Consider the following 12740-nt stretch of genomic DNA (forward strand, 5'->3'; position numbering starts at 1 on the left):
TTCGAATGGCAGGACAGGTTCTGAGCAGTTGGACGCGCTGCTTCCATCCGGCGCCGTCGGCAGGGATGCGGCTCATCGCCTTCCCGCACGCCGGTGGATCCGCCAGCGCGTACCGCTCGTTTTCGGCCGCCCTCTCACCCACCGTCGAGGTGCACACCGCCCAGTACCCGGGGCGGCAGGACCGGATGGGCGAGCCGGTCGTCGACGACCTGCACGTCCTCGCCGAGCAGCTGGTGGACGTCGTCGCCGCGTTCCCGAAACCCTTCGCCCTCTTCGGCCACAGCATGGGCGCCATCGCCGCGTTCGAGGTCGCGCGGCGGCTCGAAGCGCGCGGCATCGTGCCGGCGGCGTTGTTCGTCTCGGCCCGCCGCGGCCCGGACATCCAGAAGGAGAACGCGCACCACCTCGCCGACGACGACACCTTCCTCAACGAGGTCAGCCGTCTCGGTGGCACGGATCCCACGATCTTCGACGACCCGGACATCCGCGCGCTCGCGTTGCCCGCGCTGCGCGGCGATTACAAGGCCGTCGAGACCTATCGGTACCGGCCCGGCCCCGACGTGAGCTGCCCGATCGTGGCGCTCGCGGGCGACGCCGACCCTGTCCTGGAAGTGCCGGACACCGAGAACTGGGCCGAACACACCAGCGGCTCCTTCGAGCTGGAAGTGTTCCCAGGCGGGCATTTCTTCCTCGACGACAACCTGGACGCCGTCGCCGCGCGCATCCTCGGCAAGCTGACCGTCAGTCCCTGAGACTTTCCCTGCTCGCCCACGCGACGACCTCGGTCCGGTTCGCCAGGCCCAGTTTCGCCAGGATGCTCCGGACGTGGCTTTCCACCGTACGTTCGGAAAGCACCAGTTTCTCGGCGATCCGGCGGTTGCTGAGCGCGTCGGCGAGCAGGGTGACGATCTCGCGTTCCCGCCCGGTGAGCGGGTCCGCGGCGCGGCGTTCGGTGCGGACCCGGTCGAGCAATGCCGCGGCCCGCGCGAGCGGTCCCGGCATGGCCAGCCGCCGGAACTCGTCGAGGGCCTCGCGCGCGATCCCTTGCGCACGAACGAAATCGCCCCTGGAGACCAGGACTTCGGCGAGCAGCAACCTCACCTGGGCGACACCGGGTCGCGCGCCGATGCCTTCGTTGACCGCGATGGCCTGCTCGGACAGCCGCACCGCCTCGTCGTGGCGGCCCAGCAGGGCGTTGAGCCGCGCGGGGTGCTCCAGGCTCGATCCGGTGCAGAAGACACCCGCGCCACCGGACACGATCGGACGCACCTCTTCGAGGCGCCGCAACAGGTATTCCGCCATCTCGACGTCACGGAAGGCCTCGACCAGCGGCACGAGGTTCGGCAGCGCTCCGGTGGCGTGCAGCGCGAACTCCGGGCTCCGGACCAGCGGAACCAGCTGCTCGTACCGGACCCTCGCCTCGTCGAGGTCGCCCGCGAGCAGGCTCAGCAACGGGCGCGAGACCAAGGTGACCGGCAGATGCGGCGCCCGGTCCAGCAAACCCGCGTAGTCCTTTCGCAGGTCACCGGGATCACCCGTGAGCAGCACGAGCTGGGTGCGGAACGCGTAGGACATCCCTTTCGCGGAGAAGTCGTCCGCGAGTTCGGTGTCCGCCAGTTCCTCCGCCGCGAGATCGAGCTCGCGCGCCTCGGCCAGGTCTCCGCGCAACGCCAGCACCGAACTGCGCAGCCGCAGGTCGTGCCAGCGCACCAGCGGCAGCCTCGTCAGCCGCGCCAGCGTGGTCACCGCGACGAGTTCGTCGTCGACGAGCGCCATCCGCCCGTCCGCCAAGGCCGCGTCGATCCGCCATTTGTGGCCCCACAAGGAAACCAGCGGCTGCCGGGTGCGCGAGCCCAGCTCGGCCGCCAGCGCGCCGAGCCGCAGCCGTTCGGACAGCGGCAGCTTGTCCGGGGCGACCTTCATCCGGGCGCGGACGGCGTCGACCAGCGCCTCCGGATCGCCTGATTCGTCGGCGAGCGCGAAGGCTTCGTCGGCGAGCTTTTCCGCATCGGCGAACCGGCCGTAATCGGCTTCCACCGAGGCGCTGTGCGCCAGCAGGCGTGCCCGCGTCGTCCGGTCGACCCCTTCGGCGGCGAGCGCGCGGACGGCGAGGTCGCGAATACCGGGCAGAAGATCCGGCGCCGCGACGTCGCGGACCACCAGCGCCGCGCGGGCGGTCAGCCCCGCGTCGGCGGCACGCCGGGCATGGTCGAGACTTCGCGCGAACCTGCCCGTCCGGTATTCGGCGACGGCGAGGTCGAGCAGCAGCCCGGCACGGTCCACTTCGGACAGTCCAGCTTTCGCGCGGGCGTCGAGCGCCATCGCGAGGAACCGCGCCGCTTCGTCGAAGGCCAATGCCCGGTTCGCTTCCGCGGCCGCGAGCGCCGCCCACTCCGCCGTCTTCTCCGGCGCGGTCGCCGAACGCAGCCAATGCCCGGCGACCGTTCCGGCGAGCGAAGGTTCACGCCGGGCGTGTTCCTCGAGCGCGGCGGCGGCGCGGCCGTGCGACGTTTCCCGTTCGGCTTGGCCGAGATCCGCGTAGATCCCGTCGCGGACGACGGCGTGCGCGAACCTGCCGGATCCCAGCACCCCGGCCTCTTCGGCCTGATCGAGCCCGTCGGCGACCTCGCCGGGCGACAGGCCGGACACCTCCGCGAGCAGGGCGGCGTCGACGTCCTCGCCGAGCACCGCCGCGATGGCGAGCAGCCGCCGTACTTCCGGCGCGAGGGTGGCCACCGCGGTCCGCACGAGGTGGCCGAGTTCCGCTCCACCGGCCGAACGCGCGATCGCGCCGAGATAGAGCGGATTCCCGCCGGAGCGGCGATAGGCTTCGCGTACGTCCTCTTCCGTCAGTCCGGTGAGCAGCGCCCGCGCGTCGGACTCGGCCAAGGGCGGCAGCGTGATGCTCCGCGCGCCAGGACGGCGGAGGAGATCCGGCAGGGCCGCGTCCAGCGCGGGAGTGTGCCCGGTGTCCCGGTGCGTCGCGACCACGGCCAGCTTCGAGCGCCGTAGCTCCCCCGCCAGATGGCGCAACAGCCGTAACGACGCCTCATCGGCCCAGTGCAGGTCTTCGAGGACGACGACCAGGCCCGCCGGTTCCGCAGCGGCCACCAGCGCGTCCGCCGCGGCGGCCACCAACCGGAACCGCGCCGCCTGGACGTCGCCCGCCCCGTCGGTCTCGGCGAAAGCGGCCTTCACGGCCGAATCGACCGACGGCAGCGCCTCGACGACGCGGCGCCACGGCCACAGCGGCGGCGCACCGGGATCGTCGGCGCACCGGCCCCACACGACGGCGGACGCGGCGGCCGTCGCCTCCTCGACCAGCCGGGTCTTGCCGATCCCGGGTGGACCGGAGACGAGCACGAGCCCGCCGGATCCCGCGGCGGCGTCGGCGAGCCTGCCGCGCAGACTCGCCAGTTCGCCCTCCCGGCCCACGAACGGTTCCCGGTTCACGCAAGGAGTATCGCCCCGCGGGCCCGATTCCGTACCGCCCTGCGTACTGGCACTGATGTCCGGCGCCCGCCGGGAGCGCAGAGTCGGCACGTCCGACGGGAAGGAAAGCCCATGTACGCCACCGTCCACCAGTTCCGGCGTTCGCACGCCGACGAGTCCGCGGGCTGGGGCCACGCCCTCGCCGCCGAACTCCATCCCGGCACCGGGTCGCCGGGCACCTGCACCCTCGCCCAGGTCGGCGGCCTGACCGGGCTCGTCGTCGCGTTGTGGCGCGACCGCGGGTCCGCGCTCGCCGCCGCCGACCGCCGCGTTTCCGGTGTCTTCGACGCCCGCGTCTACGAGGTCGCCGACGTCGAAGGCGGCGCGGCCGAACCCAGGATCGCGCAGGCGACCTGGTTCGACCGGCCGCTCACCCCGGCACAGGCCGACGCCGCCCGGTTCGGCGGGCGCGAGCGGATCTGGCCCGCCGTACGGGGGCTCGACGGCGTCGGCGGCTTCTACATCCTGACCGCCGAGGACCGGTCCAGCCTCATTCTCGGCTTCACCGAGTCGATCGACGCGATGGAAGCCGTCCAGAAGACGGTCATGGGCACGGAGTTGCTGCCCGGTGAGGATCCCGCGCTGCTGCCGGGCCCGGACCGGGTCGACGTCCACCGCGTGCTCCACACGTCCCTGCCCTCGCTCGGCCTGGTGGGTGAGCCGCGATGACCGCCGGGACGTCCGCGCGGCTCGGCACCTGGACCGTGCTCGCCGGCCGGACCTCGGCCACGTTCACCGTCCGGAACTTCGGGTTCCGCGTGGTCCACGGCTCGATCCCGGTCAGCCTGGGCTCGGTGCGGGTCTCCGCCGACGGCGTGGTCGGCGTCGAAGCGGCACTGGACCTCGACAAGATCGACACCGGCAACGCCAAACGCGACGCCGACCTGCGTAAACCCGGTCTGCTCGCGATCGACGCGCAGCCCGTGCTGACCTTCGCGGCGGACCGGGTCGACGAGGGCCCGGACGGGTGGTCTGTCGAAGGCACTCTCGGCGCGCGTGGCGAGTCCTGTCCCCTCACGGTGACCGCGACCGGGCCTGAGGACAACGGCGACGGCACCTGGCGGGTGCTCGCCGCCGCCGTCTTCGACCGGCGCGCGATCGGCCTCCGGGCGCCGAGATTCCTGATCGGCAGGGAGATCACGATCGCGCTCGACGTGGTCCTCGCCCCGCCGGGGTGATCAGGCCCAGGCGGCGAGTTCCTTGGCGAGCGAGGAAGGTCCGGCGGCGGTGCGCAACGCCGGCGGACCGGGCCAGCAGTCCTGGTGGTCGCCGGTCCGCAGGGTCTCGGCGAACCTGGCGACCAGACGCGGATGCGACGCCACCGTGCGGCCGCCGAGGTAGGCGACGACGACGTGGTGATCGTCGTCCGAATGCGTCGCCACGGCTGCCGACCAGCCGTGCTCCTCGTGCCACATCAGGTCGACGTCGCGCTCGGGGAAGCCGGGGAGGCGCCAGTTGAGCCTCAGCTGGGCGGTGACCGGACCGGTGAGGTCGACCGTGCCCGAATCCCGCCGTATCCCCAGTGCCGCGGCCACGTCCTCCAGGTAGGCGTTCAGCCTGGTCATGAGCTCCAGACCTGCTTCCGTGGGCGCGGGGGTCGAGGTGGTCACGGTCCCTCATCTTCCTGTCACTTTGAGTTGGCGTGACGGGAATTACCCACCCCGGAGCGGCTTCACACCCTCATTTCGTCACACCCCGGTTTCGGTTCGCTCAAGCCGTGGCTTCGATGACCCGGGTGAGTGCCTTGTGCAGCGCTTCCAGCTCGGAGACCTCCATTCCGAGCTTCTCCACGACGCGATACGGGATCTTCTCCGCCTCCGCACGCAACGCGCGACCGGATTCCGTCAGCTCGACGGTGAGCAGCCGCTCGTCCTCGGCATTGCGCCGGCGAGTGACGTAACCGATCGTCTCCAGCCGTTTGAGCAGCGGTGATAGCGTCGCGGGTTCGGCGCGCAAGGCGACGCTCAGGTCCTTGACCGCCTGCGGGCCCCGCTCCCACAGCGCCAGCATGACCAGATACTGCGGATGGGTGAGCCCATGGGGTTCCAGCAGCGGACGGTAGATGGCGATGACGCTGCGCGACGCGACCGACAGCGCGAAACACACCTGACGCTCCAGGGCGAGCGGGTCCTCGCCCAGATCGATCGACTTCATCTGGCGCCCCTCCGAGTTCATGCCGCCGATCCTAGCGCGTGACGCTAATGTTTAGCGTGCTAATGATTAGTGTACTGTGACGGCATCGAAGGAAGGAGTCGCCCGATGCCCCGCAAGCGCCCGGACGTGTTCCGCTGGCTGTGGTACTCACTCGGCGGCAGGCTGCCCGAGCGCTACCACGACTGGATCCTCCACGACGCGACCACCGGAAGCTGGCGCTGGCGGCACGTCGCCCGCAGCACGGTGATGATCGCCCCGCTCTGCGCGGTGTGGCTGCTCCTGCCCGGCCCGCTCACCCTGCGGCTGGCGATCGTGCTCATGGCCGCGCTCGTGGCGTACTTCTACTCGATGGCCTACATGGAGGAGAGCATCGAGCACCGGCTCGCCAAGAACGGCTTCCCGCCGGGCATCGGGCGCCAGACCCGCGCGGAGGCCGCTGCGGTCGCGGAGGCCGAGGTGACCGAGCGGTACCTCGCGCGGTACCGGGACCAGCCGAACTCCTGACCGCCTTTGGCTCCGCCGCCAGTCGTCTAGCTGCCCGCCACCGATCTGGCCGTTGCGAAAGCCACTTTCGCAACGTTGAAGGTTGCGAAAGTGGCTTTCGCAACGCCGAACGGGGCGGTCAGGCGGCCTGACTACGGGCCATGGCGGCTCGATGGGCCGCGACGAGTTCCGCGGCGACACGCTTGGGCTCCGTTCGCAAGCGACTGGGCAAGGTCTGAAGAACCACGATGCCGGCGGCCGCGTATCTGGCGTTTCTCGCCACCGTCGCGGCGTACTGCTGCTTGCCGAAATGGAAGTCGTACGAATCGATCTCCCAGGCAAGACCGGCCGACACGAAGTAGCCATCGGCGGTCGCGATGTATTCGCCGTTCTCATCGCGCAACTCGTGATTCCACAAGGGTTCCGGCAAGCCGGTCAGCCGCCACACCTTCATCGCGTCGACCTCCGCTGCCGACCGTGCTCCGTCGGCGATCCGATGCAGCGCCTCGCGCGGAATCGCCGTGCCGCGGCTGCTCCCGGCGTCGAGTTCGGCGAACAACTCCGCGAGGTTCACACCCCGCTGCACCGCCTCGGCCAGCAGAGCGGAAACCTCTCGTCTCGAGCCGAGCCGACGACATTCATCGAGGACCGCCCTGCTCAACGGCGCCAGCGGCACTCCGTCGATCATGATCGCCTGCGGCAGCCGGGTCGTCCGTTCGATGATCACATGCCCCGAGCTACCTACCTTATGTTCGAGGGGCACGAGCAAGTGGACAGCGAAGGGATGGTCCGGCAGGCCCCGCAGCCTCTGCCGCCGACAGGCGACGGCCCCGGTCACCACGGCGTCCGGCCCCGCGTACAGGAGCGCGGCATCGACCAACTGCCGCCGCGTCGGCGTTCCGGAACTCAACAGCACGACACCCGGTAGCAGCCGTTGCCAAGGTTTCCCGGGGCGGCACCGTCGATAGCAGGTCATGGACGGAACGCCGAGTTCCCCGAGCCGGGCGACGGTGACCACGCCACCACGGCTGTGTTGATAGAGCCCTTCGGGGTCACGGGCCCAGTCTCCGGTCTTCACCCCAAGATCGTCGGGCCGGAATCGATCGCGCACCAGCGCCTTTCCGCAGGCCTGTGGACAACTCGCCACACCAGCCCCACTGTGGACAACTCTTGGGCGTTGCGAAAGCCACTTTCGCAACCTTCAACGTTGCGAAAGTGGCTTTCGCAACACCCGGAGTAGCCCGCGGAAGACCACGGCGGACTGCCGCGACCAGGAGCGCGGCTAGAGTGCGCGGTGATGAGACGCAAGCTCCGCCCGCCGCTCCCGCCCCGCCACGGGCTCGATCCCGCGAGGCTCAAGATGCCCGCCGAGGGGCCGTGGACGACGTTGCGCGAGCACCTCGTCGAGCGGCTTCCCCGCGTCGCGCCCGAACGGATCGAGGAGATGCTCCGCGAGGAACGCATCGTCGGGCTCGATGGGCCGTTGGGCGTCGATTCGCCGTTCGTGCCGGACTCGTTCATCTGGTTCCATCGCGACCTGCCCGACGAGGTCGAGGTGCCGTTCGAGGTTTCCGTGCTGCACCGCGACGAGCATTTCCTCATCGCCGACAAACCGCATTTCCTCGCGACGATCCCGCGTGGACGGCACATCCTGCAGACCGCGCTGGTCCGGCTGCGCCGCGACCTCGATCTCCCGCGGCTCACCCCCGCGCACCGGCTCGACCGGGTCACCGCGGGGCTCATCCTGTTCGTGATCACCCCCGAAGTCCGCGGCAAATACCAGACGATGTTCCGAGACCGCTTGGTGCACAAGGAATACGAGGCGATCGCGCGCCACGATCCTGCCGTCGCGATGCCACGCGAGATCAGCAGCCGTATCGTCAAGGAACGCGGGGTGATCGCCGCGCAGGAGATCGACGGACCACCCAACGCCGAGACCCGCGCCGAACTGATCGAGCACCGCGACGGTCTCGGCCGCTACCGGCTGATCCCCGCGACCGGCCGCACCCACCAGCTCAGACTGCACATGAGCGGCCTCGGGTTGCCGATTCTCGGCGACGACTTCTACCCGGAGCTGACCGAAACCCCGCTCGACGACTTCACCGAACCCTTGCAGCTGCTGGCGAAGGTCCTCGAGTTCACCGATCCGGTCACCGGGGAACGCCGCCGGTTCGAGAGCAGGCGGACGCTCCAGGCATGGACGGATCTCGACGCATGGCGCCGCGGCCCGAGCCTCGTGAGTGGCGAGGACGGTTAGAACCGTCCTCGCCACCACGAGGCGACCCCGGCTCACTTCCGCCAGAACTTGATCCCGCTCCAGGTCACCTTGACCGGCCCGGCACCACTGGCCGTCCGGTAGGCGCCGAACTTGTCGTAATAGCTCCCGCCGCTGCTGCTCACGGTCTGCTTCAGCGAACCGTTGATGTACACCTTGTGCGTGCTCCCGACCTGGTGCACGGTGTTGACCCGCACCGACGTCCCGACGGTCGCGCCGCTTCCCAGGGTGTCCCCGCCGTGCACGGCGTAGAGCCGCCCGCCGCGTTCGACCGCGAGCATGAAGTACGGGCCGGCGGTCGGCGCGTCGCGGAAGGTCTGCTTCAGGCTGATCCGGCTGCCCGCCATGCTGGTGATCCGGAACGACCCCTCGAACTGCCGGGTGCCGCCGGTGTAGGTCACGTAGCGTCGTTCCGCCCGTTGGTCCCCGCTTCCGGTGGAGCAGGTCAGCTCGAAGTTCAGCCCGTCGACCTGGCCGCATCCGCGTTCCTGCACGGTGAACGAGGGGTTCTCCGCCGTCCACGGCCCCGTTCCGACCTGGGCGTTCGCCGGCATCGCCGACGCGATCAGGCCGAGGACGGCCGTCGCGGCCACCCCGGCGGTCCGAAGTCGTCTCCGCATCCTGCCTCCTGCACATTCAGGGCGGCGGTGGTGGTCCAGACCAGGACCAGGCTGCGACTGTACGAGCACGAACCGTCATCGGACAAGACGTTGACGCCCCGGCGTCCCGCTGATTGGGTAACGACGGTGATCCTCTCCTTGACGGTCCTCGAAGGACTGGCGGCCGGGACGATCGACCTGACCTTCCGGCGCTGGTCGAAACAGAACGTCCGGGCCGGCGACGTCATGCGGCTGGAGGCCGGGGTGATCGAGGTCGTCTCGGTCGAGATCGTCGACCCCGACCACATCACCGAGGCCGAAGCCCGTCGTTCCGGCGCGGAGTCCGCGAACGCGGTCCGCGGGACACTGCGCGGCCCCGCGGACGCCCCGGTGTACCGGATCCGGCTGCGCTACGTCGGCCCTGATCCCCGGCACGCCCTCAGCGCGGACGCCGAACTGTCCGAAAAGGACGTCGAGGCCATCGCCAAGCGCTTGTCCAAGATGGACGGACGCCGCCCGTGGACGCACGAGACCCTGCGGCTCGTCGCCGAAAATCCCGGCCGCCGCGCGCAGGATCTCGCCGACCTCCTCGGCCGCGAGAAGGAACCGTTGAAGATCGACATCCGCAAGCTGAAGAACCTGGGCCTGACACTCAGCCTCGAAGTCGGCTACCGGATCTCCCCTCGCGGCGCGGCCTACCTGCGCCTCACCGAGGATCCCGGTAGAACGCGCTGAGCTCAGGCGCGAGCCGCTCCGGCGCGACACTGTGGAACTCCCCGTCCAGCTCGACCTGCCGCGCCCCCGGGACCATCTTCGCCGCGGCGAGAGCGGCGGCCTTCAACCAGTCGGTGCTGCCGTTGCTGTTCACCACGAGCACGGGCGTCGCGATCGACGCCAGTTCGCCCGGCACCTTGGAATCCCTCATCACGAAGGCGTCGTAGACGAGCGTTGGCGCGAACGAGCGCAGCTCCGCCCACATCGGCGTCGCCTTGGCCGCGGTGACGGCCTCCGCCGGAGCGCCGACCGCGGACATCGTGAACAGCGCGACGGCGTCGTCCCACCGGTCCGCCGCGACCAGCTCGCGCATCTCGTCGGCATACCCCTCGGGGACTTCTTCCGTCTCGCCGCGATAAGGCGGCTCGAAGACCGACAGGCGCGCCATCGGCACTCCCGCCGCGGCCGCGAGCAGCGCCAGCGCGCCGCCCGAGGAGATGCCGTGCACGATCACCGGCTCACCGAGCGCGGCGACCACCGCGGCCAGGTCCTCGATCTCCCGCTCGACCGCGTACGGCGCGGTGTCGCCGCTGTCACCCCGGCCCCGGCGGTCGTAGGTCACCACGGAGAACTCGGCTGTCAGCTCCGCGACCAGCGGTTCGTCACCGTGCCGGTCGTTGCCCGCGCCCGCGACGACGACCAGCGCCTGCCCCTCGCCGCGTCGTTCGAACGCGATCGGCGTTCCGTCCGCGGACGTCGCTATGTGGATCATGCGGACCATCGTGCCCGACCCCACCGACAGAATCAGGTCATTTACGCCCACTCGAACACCCGTTCGACAAATGATCGGAACCGGGGTAGGTTCGGATGCCATGACCCCCGCCCTTCAAGCCTCGCTGTTCGACGAGTGCGCCGCGCTCGGGCTCGGCTCGCTCGACGGGCTCCGGCGCACCGAGCTGACCCGCGGCGCCTGGATCGACGTGCTGCCCGGCTGGCTCTCCGGCGCCGACGAACTGTTCACCCGGCTCGCCGAAGACGTGCCGTGGCAGGCCGAACGACGGCAGATGTACGACCGCGTCGTCGCCGTTCCCCGGCTACTGAGCTACTACCGCGAAGGCATGCCGCTCCCCCACCCGATCCTCACGGAGGCGCGGGAGACGCTCTCGGCGCACTACGCGGACGAGCTCGGCGAGCCGTTCGTGACCTCCGGTCTGTGTTTCTACCGGGACGGGCGCGACAGTGTCGCCTGGCACGGCGACGACACCGGCCGCTCCCGCACCGAGGACACCATGGTCGCGATCGTCTCGGTCGGCGCCGCCCGCCAGCTGGCGCTGCGCCCGCGTGGCGGAGGCGAGACGGTCCGGCACGCCCTCGGCCACGGCGACCTGATCGTCATGGGCGGCAGCTGCCAGCGCACCTGGGAACACGCCGTCCCCAAGACCGCCAAACCGGTCGGCCCGAGGATCAGCATCCAGTTCCGCCCGAGAGGAGTCGCCTGAAAGATCAGTCCAGCAGCACGGGCAACGCGTCGACGCCGTAGACGATGGAGACCTTCCGGAAGCCGACCTCTTCCGGTTCGACCGCCAGCCGCATCTCCGGGAACCGGCGGATCAGCGCGGGATACGCGGTGCGCAGTTCCATCCTGGCCAGTTCGGCACCGATGCAGCGGTGGATGCCCCAGCCGAAGGCGAGATGCGACGTCGGCTCGCGGGTCGCGTCGAACTTCTCCATGTCCTCGCCGAGGACGCCGTCGCGGTTCGCGACGCTGAGCGACACCAGCACGATGTCGCCCTTCGCGATCCGGACCCCGGCGATCTCCATGTCCTCCTTGGCGAACCGAGGGAAGGCCATCTGCACCACGGTCAGGTACCGCAGCAGTTCCTCGACGAACTTGTGGACGGCATCGTCGTCGCCGCGGACGGTTTCGAACAGCTCGCGGTCCTTGAGCAGCACGAGCGCGCCGAGCGCGAGCATGCTCGCCGTGGTCTCCAGCCCGCCGGTGAGCACGCCGTCGGCGAGGCCCGCCAGCTCGCGGTCGTCGATCTCGTCGCCGTGCTCCTTGATGAGCATGCCGAGCAGACCGTCGCCCGGCTTCGCGCGCTGCTTCTTGACGATCTCGTCCAGATAGGACAGTGACTCGGTCATCGCACCGAGTGACGCCCCCGCGCCACCGAAGAGATCGAACCGCGCGGTGCTGAGCCGCTGGAAGTCGTCGCGATCCTCGTACGGGACGCCCAGCAGCTCACAGATCGTCAGCGACGGGATCGGCAGCGCGAAGGCCTCCCACAGATCGACGGGGGCGTCCGCCTTCTCCATCGCGTCGAGCTGCTCGGCGACGATCTCGTCGATCCGCGGCGTCAGGCGCGACAGCCGCCGCATGGTGAACTCCGGCGTGAGCAGCCGCCGCAGCCGGGTGTGCACGGGAGGATCGGCGAATCCGAGCCCGCCGGGGTTCTGGTCCTCGGTCACGCCGGCGTTCCCGACCAGGTTCGTGAAGTCACTGCTGAACTCGCCGACCTTGCCCAGCACGGCCTTGGCCTCGTCGTAGCCGGTGACCAGCCAGCCGTTCATCCCGAACGGCAGGTCGAGCTTGCTGATCGGCTCCGCCGCGCGGATCCGGCCCAGCTCGGCCACCGGATCGAGACCGTCGCGCTTGAGCGGCAGCAGCGCGTTGTCCGGGATGACCGACATCTTGGACAGGTCGAAACCGTTCTTCTGCTGACGCGCGAGGTAACGGCGGCCGATCCAAGCCAGCACGCGCGAGCGAATGCTCCCCATACTTTGCACCCTACTCCAGCCCGCGACCACCTGACCTGGCACAACAGGCCGCCTTCGCCCAGCCCGACCGGAATTTCGACGGCTGTTCACCCGCCGTCCCACACGATTGCTCACGTCCAGAAAGTCGGATTTCCCCCGTCGGGGGTTCCCGGCGACCGGGAGACGTCGGTCACCGTCGGTCACGATGGACGGGAGGTAACGCCTGACAGCGGACGCGCGTCGTGAGATTGTCGGACCCTACTGGG

General features: G+C 70.0%; 14 protein-coding genes. 7 read left to right on the forward strand and 7 right to left on the reverse strand.

The genetic code is table 11. The features are described from left to right. Positions 1–5: 5 nt before the first annotated feature. Positions 6–752 (forward strand): thioesterase II family protein, encoded by a 747-nt coding sequence (locus ACSMFO_RS06455; RefSeq protein WP_436457428.1) that lies wholly within the window; start codon positions 6–8, stop codon positions 750–752. On the opposite strand, the gene ACSMFO_RS06460 is transcribed toward ACSMFO_RS06455, so the two are convergent. Then, positions 742–3453 (reverse strand): ATP-binding protein, encoded by a 2712-nt coding sequence (locus ACSMFO_RS06460; protein ID WP_436457430.1) that lies wholly within the window; start codon positions 3451–3453, stop codon positions 742–744. The genes ACSMFO_RS06455 and ACSMFO_RS06460 overlap by 11 nt on opposite strands. 111 nt (positions 3454–3564) lie before the next feature. On the opposite strand from ACSMFO_RS06460, the gene ACSMFO_RS06465 reads away from it, so the two are divergent. Further along, on the forward strand, positions 3565–4161 hold the full coding sequence (locus ACSMFO_RS06465; RefSeq protein WP_436457431.1) for a hypothetical protein: 597 nt from the start codon (positions 3565–3567) through the stop codon (positions 4159–4161). After that, positions 4158–4670, forward strand: a complete 513-nt coding sequence (locus tag ACSMFO_RS06470; RefSeq protein WP_436457433.1) for a YceI family protein — start codon at positions 4158–4160, stop codon at positions 4668–4670. Before ACSMFO_RS06465 ends, ACSMFO_RS06470 begins: the two co-directional genes overlap by 4 nt. Here the strand turns inward: ACSMFO_RS06470 and ACSMFO_RS06475 are convergent, their stop codons facing one another. Both ACSMFO_RS06475 and ACSMFO_RS06480 read right to left on the reverse strand, forming a co-directional pair. Continuing rightward, positions 4671–5102: a DUF6292 family protein gene (locus ACSMFO_RS06475; protein WP_038515331.1), complete on the reverse strand. Its 432-nt coding sequence runs from the start codon at positions 5100–5102 to the stop codon at positions 4671–4673. 100 nt (positions 5103–5202) lie between these two features. Beyond that, positions 5203–5646 (reverse strand): MarR family winged helix-turn-helix transcriptional regulator, encoded by a 444-nt coding sequence (locus ACSMFO_RS06480; protein ID WP_436457639.1) that lies wholly within the window; start codon positions 5644–5646, stop codon positions 5203–5205. A gap of 105 nt (positions 5647–5751) precedes the next feature. Here ACSMFO_RS06480 and ACSMFO_RS06485 point away from each other — a divergent pair, with 105 nt between their 5' ends. Further along, entirely contained in the window at positions 5752–6150 is a 399-nt protein-coding gene (locus ACSMFO_RS06485; RefSeq protein WP_037344172.1) for a DUF5313 domain-containing protein, read from the forward strand. Between the two features lie 118 nt (positions 6151–6268). Here ACSMFO_RS06485 and ACSMFO_RS06490 read toward each other — a convergent pair whose 3' ends face one another. Beyond that, positions 6269–7240, reverse strand: a complete 972-nt coding sequence (locus ACSMFO_RS06490; RefSeq protein ID WP_436457434.1) for a hypothetical protein — start codon at positions 7238–7240, stop codon at positions 6269–6271. Between the two features lie 186 nt (positions 7241–7426). Here ACSMFO_RS06490 and ACSMFO_RS06495 point away from each other — a divergent pair, with 186 nt between their 5' ends. After that, positions 7427–8386, forward strand: coding sequence for a pseudouridine synthase (locus tag ACSMFO_RS06495; protein WP_436457435.1), 960 nt, complete (start codon positions 7427–7429; stop codon positions 8384–8386). Between the two features lie 32 nt (positions 8387–8418). Here ACSMFO_RS06495 and ACSMFO_RS06500 read toward each other — a convergent pair whose 3' ends face one another. Next, positions 8419–9024, reverse strand: coding sequence for a hypothetical protein (locus ACSMFO_RS06500; protein WP_360097430.1), 606 nt, complete (start codon positions 9022–9024; stop codon positions 8419–8421). Between the two features lie 126 nt (positions 9025–9150). On the opposite strand from ACSMFO_RS06500, the gene ACSMFO_RS06505 reads away from it, so the two are divergent. Continuing rightward, positions 9151–9738 carry a hypothetical protein gene (locus tag ACSMFO_RS06505; RefSeq protein WP_436457437.1) on the forward strand — a complete coding sequence of 196 codons (588 nt, stop codon included), beginning with the start codon at positions 9151–9153 and terminating at the stop codon, positions 9736–9738. Here the strand turns inward: ACSMFO_RS06505 and ACSMFO_RS06510 are convergent. Then, entirely contained in the window at positions 9710–10489 is a 780-nt protein-coding gene (locus ACSMFO_RS06510) for an alpha/beta fold hydrolase (protein ID WP_436457439.1), read from the reverse strand. The two genes, ACSMFO_RS06505 and ACSMFO_RS06510, sit on opposite strands and share 29 nt — an antisense overlap. Positions 10490–10589: 100 nt before the next feature. Between ACSMFO_RS06510 and ACSMFO_RS06515 the strand changes: the two genes are divergently transcribed. Further along, the gene (locus tag ACSMFO_RS06515; RefSeq protein WP_350579890.1) at positions 10590–11216 is read left to right on the forward strand and encodes an alpha-ketoglutarate-dependent dioxygenase AlkB; all 627 of its coding nucleotides are present in this window, start codon (positions 10590–10592) and stop codon (positions 11214–11216) included. Positions 11217–11220: 4 nt separating this feature from the next. Here the strand turns inward: ACSMFO_RS06515 and ACSMFO_RS06520 are convergent, their stop codons facing one another. Next, the gene (locus ACSMFO_RS06520; RefSeq protein WP_436457441.1) at positions 11221–12495 is read right to left on the reverse strand and encodes a cytochrome P450; all 1275 of its coding nucleotides are present in this window, start codon (positions 12493–12495) and stop codon (positions 11221–11223) included. Positions 12496–12740 lie beyond the last annotated feature (245 nt).

This window comes from Amycolatopsis sp. w19, from assembly GCF_051373225.1.
GTDB classification, from domain to species: domain Bacteria; phylum Actinomycetota; class Actinomycetes; order Mycobacteriales; family Pseudonocardiaceae; genus Amycolatopsis; species Amycolatopsis japonica.

Bases quoted from the DNA above. Each gene is read 5' to 3' on its own strand.
- ACSMFO_RS06510 (WP_436457439.1), bottom strand. From the start codon at position 10,489: ATGATCCACATAGCGACGTCCGCGGACGGAACGCCGATCGCGTTCGAA.
- ACSMFO_RS06495 (WP_436457435.1), top strand. From the start codon at position 7,427: ATGAGACGCAAGCTCCGCCCGCCGCTCCCGCCCCGCCACGGGCTCGAT.
- ACSMFO_RS06480 (WP_436457639.1), bottom strand. From the start codon at position 5,646: ATGAAGTCGATCGATCTGGGCGAGGACCCGCTCGCCCTGGAGCGTCAG.
- ACSMFO_RS06455 (WP_436457428.1), top strand. From the start codon at position 6: ATGGCAGGACAGGTTCTGAGCAGTTGGACGCGCTGCTTCCATCCGGCG.
- ACSMFO_RS06520 (WP_436457441.1), bottom strand. From the start codon at position 12,495: ATGGGGAGCATTCGCTCGCGCGTGCTGGCTTGGATCGGCCGCCGTTAC.
- ACSMFO_RS06485 (WP_037344172.1), top strand. From the start codon at position 5,752: ATGCCCCGCAAGCGCCCGGACGTGTTCCGCTGGCTGTGGTACTCACTC.
- ACSMFO_RS06470 (WP_436457433.1), top strand. From the start codon at position 4,158: ATGACCGCCGGGACGTCCGCGCGGCTCGGCACCTGGACCGTGCTCGCC.
- ACSMFO_RS06515 (WP_350579890.1), top strand. From the start codon at position 10,590: ATGACCCCCGCCCTTCAAGCCTCGCTGTTCGACGAGTGCGCCGCGCTC.
- ACSMFO_RS06465 (WP_436457431.1), top strand. From the start codon at position 3,565: ATGTACGCCACCGTCCACCAGTTCCGGCGTTCGCACGCCGACGAGTCC.
- ACSMFO_RS06500 (WP_360097430.1), bottom strand. From the start codon at position 9,024: ATGCGGAGACGACTTCGGACCGCCGGGGTGGCCGCGACGGCCGTCCTC.